Consider the following 22,512-nt stretch of genomic DNA (forward strand, 5'->3'; position numbering starts at 1 on the left):
AAGCGGGAAACCCGGCGTAGGCTGTGCGCATGTCTGCGATGCCGGAGGCGTACAGTGCTGCATTGAAGCGGGCCATGGTGCACGCAACGGACTGGTTGGCGTCGGTTCCCGACCGCCCCGTCCGTCCCGCGGTCGACGCCGATCAGGTGGCCGCGAGCTTGGCATCGATCCTCCCGGAAGGGCCAACTGAAGCCGCTGATGTGGTGGACGAGCTTGCCACCCTGGCCGAACCGGGCTTGATGGCCATCCAGTCCGGACGGTTCTACGGGTGGGTCATGGGTGGAACCCTGCCCGCCGCCATGGCCGCCGACTGGCTGGTTTCGGCATGGGACCAGAACACCGGACTCCGCTTCGCCACTCCGGCTGCGGCTGCCATCGAAGAATCCGCCGCCGCCTGGCTTCTTGACCTCCTGCACCTGCCCGCAACCTCCGACGTCGGCTTCACCACCGGGGCCACCACCGCGAACTTCGTGGGACTGGCCGCTGGCCGCCAATACCTGATGGACCAGGCTGGCTGGGATCTTCAGTCCTTGGGCCTCTCGGGTGCTCCACGCATCACCACCTTCGCGGGACGGGAGCGCCACGCGGCCGTTGACCTGGCGCTCCGGTATCTCGGGCTGGGGGCGTGCGTTCCAGTGGACGCTGATGAGCAGGGTCGCATTCTGCCCGAGGCACTGGCGGCTGCCATGGATGAGCAACCCGGGCCATCGTTGGTCTGCCTGCAAGCGGGTAACCTGCACTCCGGCGCCTTTGACCCCATGGGGGAAGCTGTAGCCGTTGCCCATGAACGCGGGGCATGGGTGCACGTGGATGGTGCTTTTGGTTTGTGGGCGGCCGTCAGCCCAACGTTGCGGGAACGGCTGGCTGGTGTTGAGGGCGCCGACTCCTGGGCTACCGATGCACACAAAACACTCAATGTTCCCTACGACTGCGGCTTGGCGATCGTTGCGAGCCCGGAAGCACTTCGCCGGGCGTTCAGCATCCACACGAGCTACTTCATCGCAACGGACGCCGGACCAGGGGACCCTTTCGAGAAGGTTCCCGAGTTGTCGCGCCGCGCCCGCGGCATTCCCGTGTGGGCCGCCCTCAGGCAGTTGGGCCGCCATGGAGTGATCGCCATGGTTGAACGGCTTGCGGCGAACGCCCGTGCGTTGGCTGAGGGCCTCGCGGCAATCCCGGGCGTCGAGGTCCTCAATGATGTCGTCTTTACGCAGGTCTCGGTGAGCTTCGGCAGCGACGACCGCACGCACCGCGTCACGCAACGGCTCATGGCCGAGGGCGCGGTGTGGATGTCGGGCTCGGCCTGGCGCGGCCGGGAGATCCTGCGGATCTCGGTCAGCAACTGGTCCACGGACGCGGGGGATGTTGCAGCGTCCATCGCAGCGGTCCGGCGTGCGGTGGAGGCCGAACCGGAGGCGTAGCGCTCAGAAGTTGCTTCCCCGCACCACGTAACGCCGGAACGGGCGCGTTACCCAAGTGGTGAGCAGCAACGCCACGACGCTCGCCATCCAAGGGTCCATGACGTTGCGGACCAGAAGGAAAACCACAGCGTAGGCCAAGGTCCACGTCAAGGCCCGGAACACGCGCCGGGACAGACTGCCCCTCAACATCGCTTTCACTCCCAGTTCACGCCGAAGCTCGTGGACCGGAATGCGGCGCAGGTTTCGGTTCAGACGCGCCATACCGCGCAGGTCGGCCAGGGCGGTTCGTACGACGTCGACACGGGAGTCAGCGTCGTCGGTCCAGTCGACGGGTACTTCATGGACGCGCAGACCACAGCGTTCAGCGATCACCAGAAGTTCGGTATCGAAGAACCACGAGTCGTCCGTGGTGTGGGGGAGGAGGCGGTGCGCTACGTCGGCGCGGACGGCCTTGAAGCCGCACTGGGCGTCGGAGAAACGAGCCCCCAAGACCGTCCGCAGGAGCGAGGTGTAGCTGCGCGAAATGAACTCACGATGCGGACTGCGGGTGACACGGGAACCCGGCGCCAAACGCGTGCCGATGGCGAGGTCCGAGTGGCCGGAGATCAGCGGTGCCACAAGGGGCGCCAGCGCGGAGAGGTCCGTGGACAGATCCGCTTCCGTGTAGGCAAGCACAGGTGACGGCGACGACTGCCAGACCTGGCGGAGAGCGTTCCCGCGTCCCCTCTCTTGGAACCGCACCACCGTCAGTTCAGGGAGTTCACGGGCAAGACGCTCGGCAATCCTCAGCGTGCTGTCTGTGCTGGCGTTGTCCGCCACGGTGATCCGGAACGTGTGCGGAAAGGACCTCGTCAGATGCCCGTGCAGCTGGCGGAGGTTGTGTTCCAGGCGCGCTTCCTCGTTGTAGACAGGGACGGTGAGGTCCAGGACGGGAACCACAACACTGGTGTCAACGGGGAGACGTCGGGGCTGGGGGCTCGGACCCGTCTGGCCTTGGAGGAGAGCCGGGTGACCAGTGGGCAACGCCGCGCCACGCAAGCGAGCCGAATGAGTCCTTCGTGCCAAAGCGCTGGTGGTGGGATCTGTGAGCGTCATGTATCCAGCATGGGACCGCCGATTATGAACGCTTTAGGCGGTAGCTGTGACCTCACTGTGAACCACGTGCTGGAGCTGTGAACCACGTGCTGGAGCTGTGAACCACGTGCTGGAGCTGTGAACCATGCGCCACAGCTGTGAAACGGCAAAAGCCGCGCCCGCTCCCGCCATTCGCTCCAGTTGGTACTGGTGCAAACGGCGGCAACGGGCGCGGCGATAAAGCGGCTCGGCTTAGTACCAGTTGTTGGCCAAGTGGAAGCCCAGAGCGGCGGACGGGGATCCGTAACGCTCCTTGATGTAGTTCAGGCCCCACTTGATCTGGGTCTGGTAGTTGGTTTCCCAGTCAGCGCCGGCAGTGGCCATCTTGGAGGCCGGCAGGGACTGGACAATGCCATAGGCACCGCTGGAAGCGTTCATCGCCGTGGTCTTCCAGTTGGATTCCTTCTCCCACAGCGTGTTCAGGGCAGCCATTTCACCGGCGCCCCAGCCGTAGTTGCCCAGGATGCTGAGTGCATAGGCCTTGGCAGCAGCGGGGTCGTCAACAGCCTTGGGTGCTGCAGCAGCTGCTGCGGCTTCCGCGGCGGCGGCGGCAGCAGCGGCGTCGGCTGCTTGCTTGGCGGCAGCGTCAGCAGCAGCCTTCTCAGCAGCAACCTGTGCGGCGGCCTGATCGGCGGCAGCCTTCTCAGCAGCAGCCTGTGCGGCGGCGGCCTGGTCTGCGGCAGCCTTCTCGGCAGCGGCCTTCTCAGCGGCTGCCTTGGCAGCAGCGTCAGCAGCGGCCCTGTCAGTTGCGCCCTTTTCGGCGGCAGCATTCAGGGAAGCGGAGATCTCAGCCGACTTGTTGGAGTTGACCTGGGCGCTCGCTTGGGTTCCGGCTACGCGGCTTGCCTCGGGGAGGGTCAGTGCGGCGTTGGCGGCGGTTCCGAGCGATGCAACGCCCAGTGCAGCTGCCACGACACCGGCTACGACGGACATGCGGTGGCCGGACTTACCCTGGCGGGCTGCGTTCTTGAGGACGGACTGCGACTTGGTGAGCGGTGCGTTGTTCTCGTCGCGGCGACGCGCGGAAGGGCGCGTCTGATCGTTAAATTCAGACATGTGATTACCTCTCAGCGCCTGCGGAGTTAGCTGTCGGGTTCGGATGAGGTCATCCGGCCGCGCATCACGCTGCGGCTTCACCCCAAGGGCCGGCAAAAAGCCTGGCCCGGAGACTCTGGGTCCCCCGTCTCTGCCTCGGAGAAAGAACGGACTCCGGGAAGTGGCAGAGCTCGGCGCATCCCGGATGTGGGCCTGCTAGGGGCGACCCACCCTTTCGACGGTACAGGAGGTTTCCGCAGAAGTCACATTTAGGTAACAGAGATCACGACGCCGGTGAGTCGCCTTGCCCGATTCGTTACAGGCCTACGGTGCTCACCGTGGGAAGTCGAAGGGCGAACTCCGTGCGCCCCGGCCGTGAGGTCACTTCCACGCTACCGCCGTGAGCTGAAACAATGGATTCCACAATGGACAGGCCGAGTCCGGAGGTGCCTTCAGAGCCCGATCGTGCGGCGTCGGCGCGGGCAAATCGCGAGAAAATCCGGCCCTGGAAATCTTCCGGAATGCCGGGGCCGTTGTCCGTCACGCTGACCACGGCGCTGCCATCGGCGGAGAGCATGACGCCGGTGACCACAGTGGTGCCGGGGTCGGTGTGTTTGCGGGCGTTGGACAGCAGGTTCGCCAGCACCTGATGCAGTTGCGTGGCGTCGCCGCGGACCGTGATGGGCTCGTCCGGGAGCTGGAGCTGCCAGATGTGATCGGGTGCCATGACTTTCTCGTCGCTGACCGTCTCGATCACCAACTGAGTGAGGTCCACATCCTCAACTTTCACGGGTTGGCCCTCGTCCAACCGCGCCAACAGCAGCAGGTCCTCCACCAACGTGGTCATGCGTTCGGACTGGCTTTGGACGCGAGCCAGCGACTTCCGGCCGTCTTCGGTGAAGTTCTCGGTCATCCTCAGCAGCTCGGTATAGCCCCGGATGGCGGTCAGGGGAGTCCGCAGCTCGTGCGAGGCATCGGCCACGAACTGACGCACCTTCGTTTCGCTTTCCTGGCGGGCTTCCAAAGCGCTGGAGACGTTGTTCAGCATTTGGTTCAAGGCATAGCCGACACTGCCCACTTCCGTCCCGGGATGAGAAGCCGACGGCGGTACGCGCACCGCAAGTGCCACCTCACCGGCGTCGAGAGGCAGCCGCGAAACCTTCGTGGCCACTTCGGAGAGCTGCTCCAGCGGACGCATGGTGCGGCGGATGATCACGGTGCCGGCCAGGCCGATCACCACCAGGCCGCCCAGCGAAACCAGCACCATGGTCCACACGAGCGAGGCCTCCGCACTCTGTTTGTCCGCCAGCGGCAGGCCCGTCACAATCACGTCGCCGTACGCGGTTTCGACCGCTACCAGACGGTAGTCGCCGTTGGACAGGGAACGGTCCACTGGCCCGTTGTCCCTGGGGAGCGAGAGCAGCACCTGCTCGTCGTCGGCCGAAAGCGAGACGCGGTTACCTTGGGCATCGATCAAACCGGAGCTACGCACGGTTGAGCCGTCGATCCTTGCGTTGAGCGTGCCAGCCGCTTGGCCGCGCGCCTCCAGCGGATCAGGCCTTCCGGAGGGTGACGGAAAGTTCGACGGCGGCCTGCCGAAGTCATTCGCGCGGCTGGACGCCTGTTCCAGCTGCCTGTCGAGCTGCTTGTTGAAGACCATGTCCATGGACGCGTAGCTGACCACTCCCACGGCAGAGCAAATGGCGACCAGCAAGGCCATGGCCACCAGGACCAATCTGGTGCGCAGGTGCCACGTGGAGGGGTTGAGCCAGCTGCGCTGTGTCTCTAAGGCCGCACCTGACCTTCTGGCCACTCCTGAAAGTGTGCTCAACGCCTAGTCCGCGGGCTTGATGACGTATCCGGCACCGCGGATGGTGTGGATCATGGGCGGGTGGTTCGCTTCGATCTTCTTGCGAAGGTAGGAAATGTAGAGCTCCACGATGTTGGCCTGGCCGCCGAAGTCGTAGTCCCACACGCGGTCCAGGATCTGGGCCTTGCTGACCACTCGTTTGGGGTTTTCCATGAGGTATCGCAGGAGCTCGAACTGGGTGGCGGTGAGGGAGATGTCCTCGCCGCCGCGGGTTACTTCCCGGGTGTCTACGTTGAGGGTGAGGTCACCCACCACCAGCTCGGCAGTGTCCATGGCGGCCACCCCGGAACGTTGGACCAGGCGGTGAAGGCGCAGGAGCACTTCCTCCATGCTGAAGGGCTTGGTGACGTAATCGTCCCCGCCGGCAGCCAAACCGACAATGCGGTCCTGCACGGCGTCCTTGGCGGTAAGGAACAGGGCCGGAACTTCCGGCGCGAAGGTGCGGATGCGGTTGAGGACCTCCACGCCGTCGAAGCCGGGGAGCATGACGTCGAGGACCAGCACGTCCGGCCTGAAGTCCTTGGCCAGCTTTACTGCCCCCGGACCGTCGCCGGCTACCGCCACGGACCACCCCGCCATGCGCAGGCCCATGCTCATGAGCTCGGCAAGGCTGGGTTCGTCGTCCACCACCAGGGCGCGGATCGGTGAGCCGTCCGGGTGGGACAGCTGGGGAAGGTTGTTGGTCATGGAGTGCGAGGAGGCCATGAGACAACTCTCCGTTCTGCCGGTAAGCCAGCGCTATGCCCGTCCTGTGAGGACGCTGTGAACTCCACCCTAGCGAGGTGGGAGTGCAGGGCCACGTAAGTCGGCGGCGGAACTTTATCTCCCGATTCCCTCTGTTTTCTACAGCTTGTAGCAGATTTCGGGCAGAAAATCGGCGAGAAAAGCAGCCTGCGATTGGACAACAAGTGTTTCAGATCGTGAGATTCCGCTTGAGGGGGGTTCACTGCAACAGAGGTGCTCAAAATGCCAGAAGAGTCGAAGAAAATTCAGCAGAGGGGCAATAATCCCTACTTCACCCGAATGAAATGGCGTTCATTTATGACGCCTGCGGAATTGTGATTTGCAACACAATAGACCTCTACGTCTCAAAATGTGGACGTTTCCGCGCTTTGTTACTTGCGTGTTGCCATTGTTACGTTGCACACTTCCAATGTGAACAAGAACTCAACAGCACCTGCAGCCGCAGCAACCTGGCCCAGCACACCCGCTGGCCATGATGACCGCTGTTGTCGAATGCAAGCCTAACTTTCCACCCCAAGAAGTTTCAGGCATTCGCCCCCTTGCCCAGCGTTGGGCGCCCCTCCCCAAACTCATTGCGGGGACAACCAGCATTCGAAGCCGCGATGACGGCTATTCACTTTTGAGGTAAGCACTCCATGTCAGTTGCATCTGGATACGTCCACATCTCCGTCCGTAACGCCAACAAGGCCGCGTCAAACGCAGGGCTTCGCCCCGGCTTCGGAAACCGTCCCGGCTACTCTCCCGCTCCACAAGGAGCCGGGCAGCAGGCTCCCGGATACGTGCCGCAGGGCTACAACCCCAACTCCTACGGCCAGTTGCGCGCAGTCCCCACAGCAGAGCCGGCGCCCATGACGGCGCCCACCCCTGTGATTGCCCAGTCGGACAAGCTCCGCCCCGTTGCCAACGACAACGTAGCCCGCGGGTTTGTCCTCTACATGGGCATTGACGAAGAAACCGCAGCCGCTGCAGGAACGTCCATCGCCAAGCTCGCCCAGGAAATCCGGGCATACGCTCAGTCCCTCGTGACCGGCGCGGAGAGCTACGCCGCCGTCGCAGTTGCCCCCGCCGGGGCACCCGGCTCGGCACTCGACGTCGTGCGTTCCACCTTCGGTGACCCCACCGTTGCCGCACGCCAGCGCACCGAGGCCGCACGTCCGGCGCCGCAGCAGGAATCCCGTCCGTCGGGCGTGCTGATCGACCTCGCACGCCGCGAAGTGCACCTCGACGGCGAATCCCTGAACCTGACGTTCAAGGAATTCGAACTCCTCAACTACCTCGTCGAGAACGGCACCCGCACCGTGGGCCGCGATGAACTCCTTGAGGGCCTGTGGCGCAACGCCGAAGAGGTGCCCAACGAGCGCACCATCGACGTCCACATCCGCCGCCTCCGTTCCAAGCTCGGCCGCCTTGCCAACACCGTCCGCACGGTCCGAGGCCAGGGCTACCGCTTCTACGAGCACCCCGAAGTTATTGTTTGGGCAGCACCCGAATACTCGATCTAGTCTCAGCACATAGCGCCCGTCTCCCGTGAGGAGGCGGGCGCTTTCGCTTTGGCGGGACGATCCCGCGGCAGGGCTGCGTGCCGCCACCACCCACATTGGCCGCGGAACCCGCTCAACACACCCGCTGCGCCGCGTGTCTGGGGTGCTTGGAAGTCAAAGTTGGTGACGGCGGACCGGCTGCTCTCTTCCAAAGAAGGTCAGGAAGCCCCGGGCCGAAGAGAACGTGGGGCGGATAGGGTTGGGGTATGAGTGACCATCACATTAAGCGCCTGGTGATCATGCGGCATGCCAAGGCAGATTGGCCCATGGGCGTGCCTGATCATGAGCGTCCCTTGGAGGAGCGCGGGCACCGGGAAGCTCCGCTGGCCGGAAAATGGTTGCTCAAGCACGGCGTGGTTCCCGATTTCATTCTGTGCTCGTCAGCGTTGAGGACCCGGCAGACCTGCACCTGGGTGTGCGATGAGTTGGGGGACAAAGCTCCGACGCCCAAACTCGAGGACGGCCTGTACTCCGCCTCGGCCAACCGCATGTTGACGGTCATCAACCATGTTCCGGACACCGTGACCACGCTGATGGTGATCTCGCACATGCCTGGAGTCCAGGATCTGGCCATGCATTTGGCTTCCCGCGATTCGGACCACGACGCTTACATGGACGCCGCTACCAGTTACCCAACGAGTGCGTTGACGGTCATGGAAACGGAAAAATCGTGGGCTGAGCTTGATGGGCAGGACGCGCGGCTGACGCACTTCAAGGTGCCCCGCCACTAACCCAAACTGGCTGGCATTAGTGGTTGTTTTCAGGGCTCAGAACAATCACTATTGCGAGTTGCTTGGGTCCCCGTAGGCCAGCTGCGGCATGCACATGCAGCGGATCTCGAACACCGGCAGGCCCGCCGCTTCTTCGCCGTGCCCTGTTGCGATCAGGTATTCGCCGTCGAACATGTACACCGGCAACTGCGGCGCCATGTACTCGTTGTAGCGGCTTGGGTACACCCACTGACCACGGATGTCGAAAGCGGGAAGCGCATAGGGATCCCGCCGGTTATGGGCGCTCGGATACAGTGCGTCGTCGATCATGATGTAGCTGACCAAGCCATACGTGTGATGGTGGTTCATGTCCGTGGGAAAGAGGATTGCTTCCACAGTTGGGCCCCTTCAAAGATTTCGACGACTGCACCCCGGGCGGCGCAGATAGCTCGGTAAGGTTAGCCTAAGCTAACGACTCTCCGGTCGTCGAATGTTCCACTGTGTGACCTTGATCGCTCCTGGTCAGCCCTGCGGCAGGGGTAATTCGGCCGCTATTTCGCGCAGCATGCTCACAGCTAAGCGAATGTTGGGGCTGGCCGTCATGGTTTTCCGGTACACCACGCCCACGGACCGTTGCTGCACAGGCCGGATCACCGGAATGGCAACCACGCCGGCGGGAAGCGGAGGCCTGCCGAGCCTCGGAACGAGTGCCACGGCCACGCCCTGTTCCACCATGGCGATGTGGGTGGAGAAATCGGGATCGTAAACGCGGATATCGGGGACCTTGCCCAGCCCGGCGAAGATCTGCAGCAATGCTTCGTTGCAGATGGCTCCTGCCGGGGTGCTGATCCAGGTTTCGTCCAGCAAATCTTCACGCTCGACGGCGGCGCGTCCGGAAAGTGCGTGGGTGCTGTTGACGAGGACATCGGCTTGGTCGATGCACAGGTCCTCATGCACCAGGTTCTCCGGGATCACCAGGGGCACGGAGTTCCAGTTGTGGACCACCGCGAGTTCTGCTTCGCCTGAGGCCACCCTGTGGACCGCCTCGCGGGGGTCCTCGGCCAGAACGGTGACCTCCAGGGCGGAGTGGGCAGCGGCCATGCGCCCCAGCATGGGTCCCACCAATCCGCGGCAAGCCGTGGAAAACGCAACGAGCCGCAGGAGTCCCGAAGGTTTCGCTGGGTCGGCGAGCAGGGTGGCCTGCAGCTCTTCAAGCTCGCCCATGATCCTCCGGCCATAGCCGGCCAAGGCCAAGCCCCGCTCGGTGAGGAGTACCCCGCGGCCATTGCGTTCCAGCACGGAGACGCCGGTTTGCTTCTCAAGTTTCTTGATTTGCTGCGAAATGGCCGAAGGGCTGAAACCCATCACGTCTGATGCTGCCACTACTGAGCCGTGCTGTTCCACGGCCACCAAGGCCCTCAGTGATGAAATATCGATCATGAAGCAAATCTACGCTGTCCCATGTCGAATTCAACGCTGGTGCTTCAACCAAAAGAAGGCCAGAGTGTTACTTGTGAACCTTCGCCACTCTGCCCTAGCCGTCCTAGTCGCTGTCCTGTGGGGCATCAACTTCGTCGCGATCGACCTCGGCCTGCACACCAACGGCAGGGAGGTCCCGCCGCTGCTCTTCGTCGCCATGCGCTTCTTGCTGGTGGTCTTTCCCTTCATCCTGTTCATCCGCAAACCAGACGTCGGCTGGAAGGCGATTCTCGGCGTCGGGCTCTTCATGAGTGCCGGCCAATTCGGCCTCCTGTACCTGGGCATGGCCTTGGGGATGCCCGCAGGTTTGGCCTCCCTGGTCCTTCAGGCGCAAGTGTTGTTCACCATCTTGCTCGCGGCGAAGTTTCTCGGAGAGCGGCCGAGCCGCCGCCAACTGGCAGGCGTGGCACTGGGTATCGCGGGCTTGGCAGTGGTGGCATGGGGGCGCAGTGCCGTGGCGCCGGTGCTGCCGCTCATGATCGTTCTGGCCGCGGCGTTGTCCTGGGCGATCGGCAACGTGGTGGCCCGGCACACGAAAGCGGCTTCCGGCTTGGGCCTGGTGGTGTGGTCCGGTGCCGTGGTGCCGGTCCCGTTGGCTGGCCTCTCACTGTTGGTGGATGGGCCGGGCGCCGTGTGGTCAACCATCATCGACCTGCAGCCGGCCACCATCCTGAGCGCAATCTACACGGCCGTGTTCGCGTCCCTGATCGGCTACGGCATCTGGAACCGTTTATTGTCGCTGTATCCGAGTTCCGACGTCGTGCCGTTCACGCTTCTTGTCCCTGTGGTGGGGATGACGGCCGCGTGGCTTGTCCTGAACGAGATTCCCACGCTGACCGAGATCCTGGGCGGATTGATCCTGCTCCTGGGAGTTGCCACCGCCGTCCTCGGAGCCGGACGCAAAATCCGCCCGGAAACTCCCGTTGTGAGGCCCGCTCTGCGCCTCTAAATCCCCCGAAGGCATGCAGAGCAGGCCACGCAACGCAAGGAATTAGCGCAGGTTGAAGATGGTCCGGTGCCAGTCCTTCTCGGTAACACCCTCCAGTTCGAACATCACATGCTTGACCTGGGTGTACTCCTCAAAGGAATAAGCGGACATGTCCTTGCCGAAACCGGATTGCTTGAAGCCGCCATGGGGCATCTCGGAGATGATCGGGATGTGGTCGTTGACCCACACGCAGCCGGCCTTGATCTCGCGGGTGGCGCGCAATGCCCGCTGGAGGTTGTTGGTCCAGGCAGAAGCGGCCAGCCCGTAGACGGTGTCGTTGGCCAACGCGATGGCTTCATCATCAGTTTCGAACGGGAGGACTACCAGGACGGGGCCGAACACCTCGTCCTTGACGATCTCCGAGTCCGGCGCCGCATCAACTACCAGTGTGGGCCGGTAGAAGGCGCCATTTTCCAGGCCCCCACCCGTGGGTGAGTAACCCCCGGCCATCACCTTGCTGTAACTGCGGGCCCGGTCCACCATTCCGGCCACGTGGTCCCGCTGCTTGAAGGAAACCAAGGGGCCAAGGTCGGCGTCGGTATCCACGGGAGTGCCCAGGACGATCCCATCAAAGCGGGCGGCGACCTTGGCCACGAATTCCTCGTACACGCTGCGGTGCACGATTGCCCGGGTGGCTGCGGTGCAATCCTGGCCGGTGTTGATCAGCGAGCCGGCCACAGCGCCGTGCACAGCGGCGTCAAGGTTGGCGTCATCAAACACCACGAAAGGCGCCTTGCCGCCCAGTTCAAGGTGCACGCGCTTGGCATTGACGGCGGCGGCCTCCAGAACCGTGCGGCCAACCGTGGTGGAACCCGTGAAGGAGACCATGTCCACGTCCGGGTGACGCATGAGGGCTGCCCCGACTGTGGCGCCGTCGCCCACCACCACGTTCACCACGCCGTCGGGCAGTCCCGCGTCGGTGAGCGCCCGCGCGAACATCAGGGACGTCAGCGGCGTGATCTCGGCGGGCTTGAGAACTATGGTGTTGCCGGCGGCGATGGCCGGAAGAATCTTCCATGCGGCCATTTGCAGGGGGTAGTTCCACGGTGCGATGGACCCCACCACTCCGATGGATTCCCGGCGGATGGATGACGTGTGCTGGGGGGAATACTCTGCGGTGGCCTTGCCTTCGAGGTGCCGGGCGGCTCCTGCGAAGAAGTCGATGTTGTCGATGGTGCCGGGGACGTCGAACTCCCGGGTCAGCCGCAGTGGCTTACCCGTCTGCGTACTCTCAACGCTGGCGAACTCCTCCGCACGATCTTCGAGGATACGGGCGAATTTCTGCAGAATGCCTGCGCGTTCGCCGGGCGCGGTGCGGGACCATGCCGGGAAGGCGCCGCGGGCCGCTGCCACTGCCGACTCAAGGTCCGCCAGCGAAGCGAGTTCAACCGTTTCCACCACTTCTGAGGTCGCCGGATTGATGATGTCGAGGCTGCTGCCGGAGGTTCCGGACAGCAGTTTTCCGTTGATGAACTGGTGCATGTGGGTACCGTGCTTTCCCTGCCGGGCGTCGCTGTCCGGGCAGTGCTGAGCGGACGACGCCGGATGGTGGCGTCGTGCGGGGAGGGTGGTTGCGTTGCTGGCCAAGCAGGCGGTCAGGCCTGCGTGCTTTCGCGTTCGGCGCTGTCCAGGATGGCTGCAAGGCCGGCTTGGAACGCTTTGAGAGAATCGAGGTTTTGCAGTGCAGCGTGGTGTTTTTCAAGGAGCGGGTGCCCGGTGATGCGCGTGAAAACTCCGGGGTTGAGCCAAGGATCGTGGCCCTCGGAATCAGGGAGCCGTTGGATTTCAACCGCAATCCCTGCGCCGAGTGCCAAGGTGTAGCTTTCCAAGGCTGCGTAGTAGTGCACCACGCGGTCCTCTTCCAGCCCGGCGTCGGTGAGGCATTGCAGGACGAACTCGATCGCTTTCAACTCACCGGGACCGTAGGTGTCCGTGGCGAACGACTCGCTGCCCAGGGAGGGGTGTTGCATGAAGGACCTGAGGAGTTCGTCGAGGTAGGCCTCCAGCCGGGCACGCCATCCCTGGTTGCGCGCCGTGGCCTGTGTTCGTTCCACGGACAGCATGAACAGCTGGTCCAGTGCTGCCCTGACGATCGCGTCCCGGTTCCGGAAATGCCGGTAGACGGCGGTGGCGTCCACGTCGAGTTCCTGTCCCAACCGGCGGACCGTCAGCCGTTCGCCGAGTTCCTGGCTGGAAATCCGCAGGACGGCGTCAATGATGGTGGCTGGGTCCAGGCGCGTGCGGCGGTCCGTCGACTGTGCTTGCTGCACCATCAGTTGTCCGCCTTCCATGCGATCCCGTTCCCTGTGATCCCGGGTTGATTATCAAACTACATGATTCATGGCGTCCTCCTTTCAATGATCAGTCAAAGACTTTGTCAGCAGTGATGTCAACACTGTTGACTTTAGTGTGACTTGGCTCATAGTGTGTCTCGCAGAGTTGATTTTCCCCACGAAAGGACTCGAACGTGCACGCAGAGATTTTGTTAGAGAACGGATGGGTGTACACCGGCAACGACGCCGGACCCGTCCAAGCAAATCTGGCCATAGCCGAAGGCCGGATCATCGCCATCGGAAAACCCGACGACGTCAACGGAACCGTCACGGCCGATACCCGCAGGGTGGACCTGCAGGGGCAGCTGGTGGTGCCTGGATTCCAGGACGCCCATATCCACCCCATCTTCGCCGGGATCGAGCTGCTCCAATGCGACCTGACGGGGGCCACCAGCGCTGAAGAGGCCGTGGCCAGTGTGGCCCGCTACGCAGCAGACAAGCCCGACGAACCTTGGATCCTGGGCGCTGGATGGTCCATGGATTTCTTCCCGGGCGGCACCCCCACCCGGAGACTGCTGGACGCCGTAGTGCCGGACAGGCCCGTCTACCTCGTCAACAGGGACCACCACGGGGCATGGGCCAACACCGCCGCCTTTGAGGCGGCGGGCATCAGCGCAGAAACACCCGATCCCGAGGGCGGACGGCTGGAACGCGAAGAAGACGGGACACCGGCCGGGACCCTCCATGAGGGAGCCATGGATTTGTTCAACGCGGTCAAGCCGGCGGTGCCGTATGACTTGGCGTACCAAGGCTTGCTCGCCTCCCAGCAATTGCTGTTGTCGCAGGGCATCACCGCCTGGCAGGACGCCTGGGTTCCCATCCCGGAGGGCGACCATGCCGACCACTTGGACGTTTACATGGACGCAGCGAAGGCCGGAGACCTGAAAGTCCGGGTCACCGCATGCCAATGGTGGGACAGGACCGCTGGAATGTCCCAGCTGGACTTGATTACCAAGAGGCGCCAACGTGTAGCCGAAAACTTCGACCACCACCGGCTCAACGCGAACACGGTCAAAGTAATGGTGGACGGGGTGGCAGAAAATTACACAGCCGCCATGCACCACGTTTACCTGGACCACCACGGCCACCACACGGATAACCGCGGCATCGAATTTTTTGAACCTGATGAACTGAAGGAATACGTCACCGCGATTGACGCATCAGGCATGCAGGTCCACTTCCACGCACTTGGAGACCGTGCGGTGACCGACGCTTTGGATGCGCTGGAGGCAGCACGGGATAGCAACGGGGCCAACGACAACCGGCACCACTTGGCGCACCTTCAGGTGGTCCGCAGCGAGGATGTTGCCCGTTTCGCCGAGTTGAAAGCCGCAGCCAATGTGCAGGCTCTCTGGGCCTGCCACGAAGAACAGATGGACACCCTGACCCTCCCGTTCCTTGAACCGGGCGCCGAGGACAGGCACTACCCCTTTGGCGAACTTGCCTCCGCCGGCGCCCGCTTGGTGGCGGGAAGCGACTGGCCCGTCTCCACTGCGGACCCTCTCGCAGCCATCCACGTCGCAGTAAACCGGACAGCGCCCGGGGAGGACCAGCCCCCGCTCGGACCGGAATCACAGAAACTCAACCTTAAACAGATCCTGGATGCCTACACGCAGGGATCAGCGTGGATCAACCACCTGGAGGCGGAGACGGGAACGCTGGAACCGGGAAAACTTGCCGACCTCGCCGTTCTGGACAGCAACGTTTTCCGCCTCCCGGCCGAGGAACTGTACCGGGCGGTGGTGACGCAAACGTGGATTGGGGGCGAATGCGTCTATGACCGCGCAACCGCCCGCCACACCGTGCCCGCCTCGGTGATGCCATGAAGCCGCCAACAGTGCCACCACCTGCGCCTCCCACTGCGTACGGCGCCGCCGTGCGTCTCAAACAGCGGACGACGCCGTCGCGTATCACAGCGGTTGGCGTCGCCGCCGTCGTGGCCGGCCTGGTCCTGGGCGGCTGCGGCGTCCGGCCCGCCGGCGTGACGGACGCCGCGGGCGGAGCCAAGTTCACCCTGTCCGACTCCACTCCGGCCCCCACCAAGGAAATCGACAACTTCAACTGGGCCATGTACGCGGAACCGTTCTCCTTGGACTACGCGTACGCCTTCGACTACCCGGACAACACTGTCCTGTCCAACGTGTGCGAGTCCTTGTTCCGCTGGAACTCTGACCTTTCCACATCGCCGGGCCTGGCCACGGGAGTGGAGAACCCGGATCCGCTGACGTGGATTTATACCATCCGGCAGGGTGTGAAGTTTCACGACGGCAGCGAGATGACAGCGGACGATGTTGTGGCCTCCCTGAGCCGGCACGTGGACCCCGAAGTAGGTTCCTTCTGGGCATCGGCCTACCAGAACGTGGAATCCATCGAGAAGACGGGTGACTTCGAGGTCACGGTCACTACCACCCGGCCGGACTATGTGTTCAACAGCTCCTTGGTGGGGGCCACGGGTGTGGTTGAGTCTGCCAAAACACTGGAAGCTGCGGGCAAGGACTACGGCAATTCAAGCACCGGCGTGAATTGCACCGGACCCTTCCAATTCGAACAATGGGAAGCCGGGGAAAGCATCACCCTCAAGCGCTTCGACGACTACTGGGATCCCGAACTCAAAGCGAAGTCCCACCGGGTCACCTTCAAAATGCTGCCCGATGCCACCTCCCGGATCAACGCGTTCCAGACCGGCGAAATAGACGGTGGCTTCGCGATCCCGTCCAATGCCATGGACATCCTGAAAGCCAACAAAGACGCCGGATCGCTCTACTTCGGCGAGGACACCTCGGTGCAAAGCATGGTTTTCACCAACCTTGGCGGCACGTTCCAGGACGTCCGGGTTCGCAAGGCGCTGATGATGGCCATCAATCGTGAAGCCTTGATCAAGGCGGCCGAACAGGGCTATGCGAAGAAGACAGATGCGTTGACCACAAAGAGTGTGTGGAAGGACGTGCCAGCCGCGACATCGGACGAGGCTTTTGACGGCCTGCTGTCCACACCCTACGACGTTGAAGAAGCCAAGAAGCTCGTCAAGGAAGCAGGGGCGGAGGGCAGCAAGTTCGTCTTCGCCACTGCCTCCCTCAATGCAGCCTTCGACATCACCGCAAGGGCCATCGCGTCCGCGGCCAAGGAGATCGGCCTGGACCCGGAAATCCAGACCATGTCCAACGACAAATACACCACGCTTTTCTCCGATCCCGAGGCCCGCAAGAACGTGGACCTCCTGGTGACGTCCTGGTACCTCTCCAGCACCGAGCCCTTGGAAATGTACAGCGTGCTGCGCACCGGGGATTTCAGCAACTACGGCGGCTGGAGCAACCCGGAATTCGATGACCTGGTCAATACCGCGTACTCCATGCAGGACCCCGAGGCCCGGGGCAAACTCACGGGCCAAGCCGCCAAGCTGGCCGCGGATGACGTGGTGTGGGGTCCTCTCTATGAGACCGTCACGTCCATGTGGCTGGGCAAGCGCATCACCGGGGCGGACCCGTCCATCAACTACATGTACTTCCCGTGGGCAGCCCGGATAGGAGGTCTCTGACATGGCCGTTATGGATCAAGCGCAGGCACCCGCACCCCCACAGGGGCCGGCAGGCAAGCGGGCCAAAGGCAGGGCAGTCCGCCCTGCGGTCTTTATCGCCAAGAAAGTTCTGGCACTGGTGGCCACACTCTTTGTCGCCTCACTGGCCGTGTTCTTCTCACGCTTCCTGGTTCCCGGCGATCCCGCACGCTTCCTGCTGAGGGGCCGCAGCCCCAAACCCGAGGCTCTGGAAGAAATCACCCGGCAGTTCGGCCTGGATAAACCAGCCTGGGAACAATACCTCAACTGGCTCGGCGGCATTCTCCAAGGAGATTGGGGCCGGTCACTGACCTACCGCCAGGACGTCTCAGACGTCTTGCTCGGACGGTTGCCCACCACCCTCCAGCTCGTGGCGCTCGCCGCGGTTTTCATCACTGTGTTGGGATTGTTCGCCGGCATTGTGGCCAGCCTGAACAAGGGCTTCGGGGACCGCTTCATCCTCATCACCCTCACCGCAGCGGGCGCAGTGCCGCCGTTCGTCGCAGCCATTGCCCTGGTAGCGCTCTTCTCCGTGGGCTTGGGCTGGTTCCCTTCCTTTGGAAGCGGCGACGGCGGATGGGACCGGATCTGGCATCTCACCCTCCCGGCGCTCGCCTTGGGCATCACCTACATCGCCATGGTGGCCAGGGTGACCCGCTCATCCATGAACGAGCAACTGCTCCGCGAACACGTGGAAGTGGCGACGAGTCGCGGACTCACCCGCGGATCCGTGGTGGCACGCCACGTCCTCCGCAACGCTCTGGGGCCCATCCTTACCGTGAGCGGTGTTCTCGTGGCCGGACTCTTGGTTTCCAGTGCCATCATCGAGCGGACGTTCGGGCTCTCCGGCATAGGACAACTCCTGGTGCAGTCCATCGACCGGCTCGATTTCGGCGTCGTCCAAGCCATCGTCATGGTGGTGGTGGCGGCCTTCGTTCTGGTCAACACCGTGGTGGACCTCGTCCAACCCCTCATTGATCCGCGGATCACGGCCGGAACGGAGTCCCGATGACGTTAGCCATCCAGCTGCCGCAGGCAGGCTTTCGCCGTTACGGAAGCCTCCTGTCACCGATGGCGTGGGGTGCGCTTGCCGTCGCTGCCGCCGTCGTACTTCTCTCACTTTTCGCCCCGGTCCTGGCGCCGTACGACCCCGACTATGTGGACCTCAACAACGTCCTGGCCGGTCCTAGCGGGCAACACCTGCTGGGGACCGACGCGCTGGGCCGTGATCTGCTCAGCCGGCTCATGCATGGCGGGCGGACCTCGCTGCTGGGGCCCACCATCGTGGTGATCGGATCCACTGTGCTCGGCCTGCTGCTTGGCTTGGTTGCCGGCTGGTCAGAGGGCTGGCTGGGCAAGGTCCTCGGCAGGCTTTTCGATCTGTTGTTCGCTTTCCCTGCACTGCTGATGGCCATGCTCGCCATCGCCTTGTTCGGCAAGGGGCTCTTCGCTCCCATCCTGGCGATGACCATCGCTTATGTGCCGTACGTGGCCAGGCTGGCCCAATCCCTGGTGGTTGCCGAGCGCAGCAGGCCCTACGTCCAGGCGTACCGAGTGCTCGGATTCCGGACGCCCTGGGTGGTGCTGGGACGGGTTCTCCCCAACCTGATTCCCACTGTTGGCGCGCAGTCAACACTGAACTTTGGCTATGTGCTGGCCGACCTCGCGGCGCTCTCCTTCATCGGGCTCGGCGTGCAACCGCCCACCAGCGACTGGGGCGCCATGATCGAGGAATCCCGTGGCGCCCTGCTGGGCGGCTACATCCTCCCCGCCTTCTGGCCCGCGTTGGTAGTGGTCCTGGTGGTGGTTGCCGTCAACGTCATCGGCGAGGAACTCTCAGACCGCATCGGAGGAAAACTTTCATGAGCCAGCTTTTGCAGATCGAAAACTTTACGCTCGGTTTTCCAGGCAGGCCGCCGCTGCTGGACAGCGTCTCCCTGCACGTGAACGACGGCGAAGCTGTCGCCTTGGTGGGGGAGTCGGGCTCAGGTAAGTCGCTGACCACCCGTGCCGCGCTGGGGCTTTTTCCTGGTGGCTCGCAGTCTTCCGGCGTTGTGTCGGTTCAGGGCCTCGACACCCTGACGGCGAGCAATCAACGCCTCAGGGAGCTGCGGCGTGGCCACGCGTCCATGATTTTCCAGGACCCCAGGGCCGGTATCAACCCGGTCCGGACCGTGGGGGACTTCCTCACGGAAACCCTGCTGAGGCTCGACGGTTCATCCCGGGCCGAGGCCACTGAACGGGCCGTGAAGCAACTGGAGCAGGTGGGTCTCCGGCGGGCCAGCGAGCTCATGGACCAGCACCCACACCAGCTCTCGGGCGGCATGCTCCAACGCGTCATGATCGCAGCAGCACTCCTGAACTCACCGGATCTGTTGCTGTGTGACGAACCCACCACCGCCCTGGACGTCACTACCGAGGCGGGGATCGTGCGACTCCTCCGCGAAGAGCAACAATCGCGGGGAATGGGCATGCTGTTCATCACGCACGACCTCAACCTTGCCGCCAGCCTGTGCGAACGCGTCTACGTTCTTCGTCGGGGTGAAGTGGTGGAGCACGGACCAACCCGGACTGTTTTCCTGACTCCCCAGCAGGACTACACACGGCAGTTGGTGGAGGCTACCCCTGTCATTGAGGTGGGCGCTTTGGCTGCACCGGCGGTCCCGGGGTCACCCCTACTGAAGGTTTCAGGGCTATCCAAAACGTACCAACTGCCCCGCGGCGACACTATTACCGCCTTGGATGCCGCCGATTTCAGCCTGCCGGAGGGTGGGTCCTTGGGCATCGTGGGGGAGTCCGGTTCCGGAAAATCCACCCTGGCCCGGTTGGTGGTGGCACTGGAAACCGCTACCTCCGGTGAACTTACGCTGCGGGACATCCCCCGGCCGCGACGGGCCCTGAAAGCCTCCGAACGGAAAGTCCTGGCCAAGGATGTCCAAATCGTTTTCCAGGATCCCTACCTTTCTTTGGACCCGCGCATCAGTGTGGGGAACGCTGTGGCCGATGTCTTCCGCCTGCATCAGAAACAAGGACGCAAGGAAGCCAAGGACAGCGCCCGCGAGCTGCTGGGGCGGGTGGGCATCGGACCGGAACGTTTCGATGCCCGGCCCCGAGCCCTCTCCGGTGGGCAGCGGCAACGCGTTGCGCTAGCCAAAGCGCTGGCTGCCCGCCCCCGGCTCCTGGTTTTGGACGAGGCCACCAGTGCCCTGGACGTCTCGGTCCAAGCCCAGGTTCTGGAGCTCGTGGAGGAACTGCGTGACCAGCTCGGACTGACCATCCTGTTTGTCACCCATGACTTGGCTGTGGTCTCGCGCCTGTGCTCCGACCTCTTGGTAATGCATCAGGGACGGATTGTGGAGCAAGGACCCACGGCTCGCATCCTTGAGGACCCCGGGGACGACTACACGCGGAACCTTATCGCCTCCCGTCCCCGGCCATTGTGGGACGCCGAAGCGGTCACTGCCTAGGGCACACCGGCCACCAACTAGATTCCCGGCGCCTCCTCAGCGCGCCCAGAAACAGGAGAATACCCCGTGAATACCACCGTTTTCGAACGGAACGTCCCGCAAGCCGCCGTAGTATCCCGTGCCTTGGCAGGTGCGGCCCACCGGCCGTTCTGGATCGACGACCTCAAGGACTCCGCCACGCGCTACCCTCAACTCGGCGGCGACGCTGCCGCAGATCTCGTGATTGTCGGCGGCGGCTATACCGGCCTGTGGACAGCGCTGCGGGCGAAGGAACGCGATCCTGGCCGAACAGTGATCCTGCTGGAAGGGGAGCGTGTGGCATGGGCAGCTTCGGGCCGCAATGGCGGCTTCTGCGAGGCGAGCCTCACCCACGGCCATGAGAACGGCAAGAACCGTTGGCCGGAAGAATTGGAGATTCTGGACCGCTTGGGCATGGAGAACCTGGACCGCATGCAGGAAGCCGTGGAGAAGTACGGCATGGACTGCGAGTGGGAGCGGACGGGCGAACTCAACGTTGCGGTAGAACCTCATCAGGTGTCCTGGCTCCAGGAGGACGACAGCCCCGGCAGCGTCTTCCTGGACCAGGAGGCTGTGAGGGCCGAGGTCAACTCACCAACCTACCTGGCGGGCCGCTGGCATAAGGATTCCGTGGCAATGGTCCATCCTTACAAACTGGGGCTCGAACTGGCGCGCGTGGCAACAGAGCTGGGCGTGGTGATTCACGAGGGCACACGCGTGCGCGAGCTGAAGGACCACCAGCAGGGCGTCACGGTGGTCACGGAGCGGGGCAACGTAGAGGCGGGACACGTGGTCCTGGGTACCAACGTGTTTCCGTCGCTGCTGAAGCGCAACCAGTTGATGACGGTGCCCGTGTACGACTACGCACTCATGACCGAGCCCCTCACTGCCGAACAGCTGGAGTCAATCGGCTGGGGCAAACGCCAAGGAATAGGGGATGTCGCCAACCAGTTCCACTACTACCGGATCACCAAGGACCACCGGATCCTGTTCGGTGGCTATGACGCCCTCTACTTCTGGGGCCGCCGCGTGGACCAGCGGCACGAACACCAGCCTGCGACGTGGGAGAAAATCGCCTCCCACTTCTTCACCACGTTCCCGCAATTGGAAGGCCTGAAGTTCACGCACAAGTGGGCCGGACCCATCGATTCGAGCACACAGTTCTGCGCGTTCTTCGGCACTGCGCGGAAGGGGCGGGTAGCGTACGCGGCTGGCTTCACGGGACTTGGGGTGGGCGCCACAGCCTTCGCTGCCGACGTTCTCCTGGACCTCCTGGCGGGCCTCGACACCGAACGAACGCGGGTTGAAATGGTCAGGAAACGGCCACTGCCCTTCCCGCCTGAGCCGCTGGCCTCCCTGGGCATCAACCTGACGCGTTGGTCCATGGACCGGGCCGACCACAACCAGGGGAAACGTAACCTCATCCTCAAAGCCCTCGACGCCGTCGGGCTGGGCTTCGACTCCTGACCCCCTTCGTTGTGGGGCCTGCTTTGCACGTTTAGATCCCGCGTTAGCGTGCAGAGCGGGCCTCGCAACGCAGGGGTGGGAAGGTGAGCTAGCGTTTGGGGGCCGGCTTGCGTTGAGTGGAAGCGCTCGACGCCGGACGCTTGGCTGCCGTGGTTGGCGTACGCGGTGCGGGACGCTTCACTGCAGGGGGCTTGGCTGCATTGGATGGACGTGGAGACGAAGCAGCCGGACGTTTGGCAGGGGTAGGCGGACGGGAAACTGGTTTGCGCGGCGCCGGGGTTCGCTTCGCAGGCGTCGGGGGTCGTTTGGGAGGAGCCGCAGCCCGTGAACCGAACGATGGCACCACAGCACCTAGAAACAGCACGCCCAGCGTCCCAAACCCTGCCACGGCGGCCAAGTAGAAGTAGATGTCTGAATCCTGGGTGCTGGCCGGGCTGCCTAGCGCTGCACTGCCCAAAGCGTTGGCGTCCTGGTTGAAAGCAATTCCCCACATTCGCAGGAACGCGATGCTGCACCCGATGAAAAGGCTGGTCCCCGCTGCACCAAGGAGGACCACCAAGTAGCGTCGCCGGTTGAAGACCTGCACGATGGACGCCAAGTAGCAGATCAGCACGGAACCCAGGAAAAGGTACAACACCAGTTCCTCAAGCACAACAGCGGCCAGAACCAATAGCCCGAGCGAGACGAATGCGGACACCACCGCAAGCTTCCCACTGTTCCCCATGTGACGCATGAGGTTAATCATCGCCGAC

19 protein-coding genes and 1 riboswitch are annotated in these 22,512 nt (G+C 63.4%); of the genes, 10 read left to right on the forward strand and 9 right to left on the reverse strand.

Translation table 11 applies throughout. The features are described from left to right. The first annotated feature begins 29 nt into the window (after positions 1–29). On the forward strand, positions 30–1,421 hold the full coding sequence (locus AC1RJY_RS13890) for a pyridoxal phosphate-dependent decarboxylase family protein (protein WP_498602545.1): 1,392 nt from the start codon (positions 30–32) through the stop codon (positions 1,419–1,421). Between the two features lie 3 nt (positions 1,422–1,424). On the opposite strand, the gene AC1RJY_RS13895 is transcribed toward AC1RJY_RS13890, so the two are convergent. From AC1RJY_RS13895 to AC1RJY_RS13910, 4 genes are all read right to left on the reverse strand, one after another. Then, positions 1,425–2,516, reverse strand: coding sequence for a dolichyl-phosphate beta-glucosyltransferase (locus AC1RJY_RS13895; RefSeq protein WP_498602546.1), 1,092 nt, complete (start codon positions 2,514–2,516; stop codon positions 1,425–1,427). A 231-nt stretch (positions 2,517–2,747) separates the two neighbouring features. Continuing rightward, on the reverse strand, positions 2,748–3,611 hold the full coding sequence (locus AC1RJY_RS13900; protein ID WP_014920784.1) for an aggregation-promoting factor C-terminal-like domain-containing protein: 864 nt from the start codon (positions 3,609–3,611) through the stop codon (positions 2,748–2,750). A 3-nt stretch (positions 3,612–3,614) separates the two neighbouring features. Beyond that, a riboswitch (cyclic di-AMP (ydaO/yuaA leader) is annotated at positions 3,615–3,773 on the reverse strand. A 133-nt stretch (positions 3,774–3,906) separates the two neighbouring features. Then, on the reverse strand, positions 3,907–5,403 hold the full coding sequence (locus AC1RJY_RS13905; RefSeq protein WP_498602547.1) for a sensor histidine kinase: 1,497 nt from the start codon (positions 5,401–5,403) through the stop codon (positions 3,907–3,909). A 21-nt stretch (positions 5,404–5,424) separates the two neighbouring features. Further along, positions 5,425–6,165 (reverse strand): response regulator transcription factor, encoded by a 741-nt coding sequence (locus tag AC1RJY_RS13910; RefSeq protein WP_011773550.1) that lies wholly within the window; start codon positions 6,163–6,165, stop codon positions 5,425–5,427. Between the two features lie 674 nt (positions 6,166–6,839). Here AC1RJY_RS13910 and AC1RJY_RS13915 point away from each other — a divergent pair. Both AC1RJY_RS13915 and AC1RJY_RS13920 read left to right on the forward strand, forming a co-directional pair. Then, the gene (locus AC1RJY_RS13915; protein ID WP_014920786.1) at positions 6,840–7,706 is read left to right on the forward strand and encodes a winged helix-turn-helix domain-containing protein; all 867 of its coding nucleotides are present in this window, start codon (positions 6,840–6,842) and stop codon (positions 7,704–7,706) included. A 245-nt stretch (positions 7,707–7,951) separates the two neighbouring features. Further along, entirely contained in the window at positions 7,952–8,476 is a 525-nt protein-coding gene (locus tag AC1RJY_RS13920) for a SixA phosphatase family protein (protein WP_011773552.1), read from the forward strand. 48 nt (positions 8,477–8,524) lie between these two features. On the opposite strand, the gene AC1RJY_RS13925 is transcribed toward AC1RJY_RS13920, so the two are convergent. Together AC1RJY_RS13925 and AC1RJY_RS13930 are read right to left on the reverse strand one after the other, a co-directional pair. Then, positions 8,525–8,851 (reverse strand): hypothetical protein, encoded by a 327-nt coding sequence (locus tag AC1RJY_RS13925; RefSeq protein WP_014920787.1) that lies wholly within the window; start codon positions 8,849–8,851, stop codon positions 8,525–8,527. 126 nt (positions 8,852–8,977) lie between these two features. Beyond that, positions 8,978–9,895, reverse strand: a complete 918-nt coding sequence (locus AC1RJY_RS13930; protein ID WP_210064597.1) for a LysR family transcriptional regulator — start codon at positions 9,893–9,895, stop codon at positions 8,978–8,980. A 73-nt stretch (positions 9,896–9,968) separates the two neighbouring features. Between AC1RJY_RS13930 and AC1RJY_RS13935 the strand changes: the two genes are divergently transcribed. Next, complete coding sequence (locus AC1RJY_RS13935; protein WP_043805795.1) at positions 9,969–10,883, forward strand: EamA family transporter; 915 nt, start codon at positions 9,969–9,971, stop codon at positions 10,881–10,883. Positions 10,884–10,925: 42 nt separating this feature from the next. On the opposite strand, the gene AC1RJY_RS13940 is transcribed toward AC1RJY_RS13935, so the two are convergent. Together AC1RJY_RS13940 and AC1RJY_RS13945 are read right to left on the reverse strand one after the other, a co-directional pair. Next, positions 10,926–12,404, reverse strand: coding sequence for a gamma-aminobutyraldehyde dehydrogenase (locus tag AC1RJY_RS13940; protein WP_498602588.1), 1,479 nt, complete (start codon positions 12,402–12,404; stop codon positions 10,926–10,928). 113 nt (positions 12,405–12,517) lie between these two features. Beyond that, positions 12,518–13,195 (reverse strand): TetR/AcrR family transcriptional regulator, encoded by a 678-nt coding sequence (locus AC1RJY_RS13945; protein ID WP_011773557.1) that lies wholly within the window; start codon positions 13,193–13,195, stop codon positions 12,518–12,520. Between the two features lie 194 nt (positions 13,196–13,389). Between AC1RJY_RS13945 and AC1RJY_RS13950 the strand changes: the two genes are divergently transcribed. From AC1RJY_RS13950 to AC1RJY_RS13975, 6 genes are all read left to right on the forward strand, one after another. Further along, positions 13,390–15,081 (forward strand): amidohydrolase, encoded by a 1,692-nt coding sequence (locus AC1RJY_RS13950; RefSeq protein ID WP_498602548.1) that lies wholly within the window; start codon positions 13,390–13,392, stop codon positions 15,079–15,081. Then, entirely contained in the window at positions 15,078–16,790 is a 1,713-nt protein-coding gene (locus tag AC1RJY_RS13955) for an ABC transporter substrate-binding protein (RefSeq protein ID WP_498602549.1), read from the forward strand. Before AC1RJY_RS13950 ends, AC1RJY_RS13955 begins: the two co-directional genes overlap by 4 nt. 1 nt (position 16,791) lies before the next feature. Then, positions 16,792–17,820, forward strand: a complete 1,029-nt coding sequence (locus AC1RJY_RS13960; RefSeq protein WP_498602550.1) for an ABC transporter permease — start codon at positions 16,792–16,794, stop codon at positions 17,818–17,820. After that, positions 17,817–18,674, forward strand: coding sequence for an ABC transporter permease (locus tag AC1RJY_RS13965; RefSeq protein ID WP_011773561.1), 858 nt, complete (start codon positions 17,817–17,819; stop codon positions 18,672–18,674). The genes AC1RJY_RS13960 and AC1RJY_RS13965 overlap by 4 nt, the downstream gene beginning before the upstream one ends. Further along, complete coding sequence (locus tag AC1RJY_RS13970) at positions 18,671–20,275, forward strand: dipeptide ABC transporter ATP-binding protein (RefSeq protein ID WP_498602551.1); 1,605 nt, start codon at positions 18,671–18,673, stop codon at positions 20,273–20,275. Before AC1RJY_RS13965 ends, AC1RJY_RS13970 begins: the two co-directional genes overlap by 4 nt. A 66-nt stretch (positions 20,276–20,341) precedes the next feature. Further along, positions 20,342–21,760: an NAD(P)/FAD-dependent oxidoreductase gene (locus AC1RJY_RS13975; RefSeq protein WP_498602552.1), complete on the forward strand. Its 1,419-nt coding sequence runs from the start codon at positions 20,342–20,344 to the stop codon at positions 21,758–21,760. A gap of 88 nt (positions 21,761–21,848) precedes the next feature. Here AC1RJY_RS13975 and AC1RJY_RS13980 read toward each other — a convergent pair whose 3' ends face one another. Then, positions 21,849–22,484, reverse strand: coding sequence for a hypothetical protein (locus tag AC1RJY_RS13980; RefSeq protein WP_498602553.1), 636 nt, complete (start codon positions 22,482–22,484; stop codon positions 21,849–21,851). Between the last annotated feature and the right edge of the window lie 28 nt (positions 22,485–22,512).

Source organism: Arthrobacter sp. GW822-FHT05G07 (assembly GCF_058799755.1).

What these genes read in the sequence shown, in the direction of transcription:
- AC1RJY_RS13900 (WP_014920784.1), bottom strand. Translation starts at nt 3,611, where the DNA reads ATGTCTGAATTTAACGATCAGACGCGCCCTTCCGCGCGTCGCCGCGAC.
- AC1RJY_RS13910 (WP_011773550.1), bottom strand. Translation starts at nt 6,165, where the DNA reads ATGGCCTCCTCGCACTCCATGACCAACAACCTTCCCCAGCTGTCCCAC.
- AC1RJY_RS13960 (WP_498602550.1), top strand. Translation starts at nt 16,792, where the DNA reads ATGGCCGTTATGGATCAAGCGCAGGCACCCGCACCCCCACAGGGGCCG.
- AC1RJY_RS13980 (WP_498602553.1), bottom strand. Translation starts at nt 22,484, where the DNA reads ATGGGGAACAGTGGGAAGCTTGCGGTGGTGTCCGCATTCGTCTCGCTC.
- AC1RJY_RS13945 (WP_011773557.1), bottom strand. Translation starts at nt 13,195, where the DNA reads ATGGTGCAGCAAGCACAGTCGACGGACCGCCGCACGCGCCTGGACCCA.
- AC1RJY_RS13895 (WP_498602546.1), bottom strand. Translation starts at nt 2,516, where the DNA reads ATGACGCTCACAGATCCCACCACCAGCGCTTTGGCACGAAGGACTCAT.
- AC1RJY_RS13890 (WP_498602545.1), top strand. Translation starts at nt 30, where the DNA reads ATGTCTGCGATGCCGGAGGCGTACAGTGCTGCATTGAAGCGGGCCATG.
- AC1RJY_RS13920 (WP_011773552.1), top strand. Translation starts at nt 7,952, where the DNA reads ATGAGTGACCATCACATTAAGCGCCTGGTGATCATGCGGCATGCCAAG.
- AC1RJY_RS13915 (WP_014920786.1), top strand. Translation starts at nt 6,840, where the DNA reads ATGTCAGTTGCATCTGGATACGTCCACATCTCCGTCCGTAACGCCAAC.
- AC1RJY_RS13955 (WP_498602549.1), top strand. Translation starts at nt 15,078, where the DNA reads ATGAAGCCGCCAACAGTGCCACCACCTGCGCCTCCCACTGCGTACGGC.
- AC1RJY_RS13940 (WP_498602588.1), bottom strand. Translation starts at nt 12,404, where the DNA reads ATGCACCAGTTCATCAACGGAAAACTGCTGTCCGGAACCTCCGGCAGC.
- AC1RJY_RS13965 (WP_011773561.1), top strand. Translation starts at nt 17,817, where the DNA reads ATGACGTTAGCCATCCAGCTGCCGCAGGCAGGCTTTCGCCGTTACGGA.
- AC1RJY_RS13970 (WP_498602551.1), top strand. Translation starts at nt 18,671, where the DNA reads ATGAGCCAGCTTTTGCAGATCGAAAACTTTACGCTCGGTTTTCCAGGC.
- AC1RJY_RS13930 (WP_210064597.1), bottom strand. Translation starts at nt 9,895, where the DNA reads ATGATCGATATTTCATCACTGAGGGCCTTGGTGGCCGTGGAACAGCAC.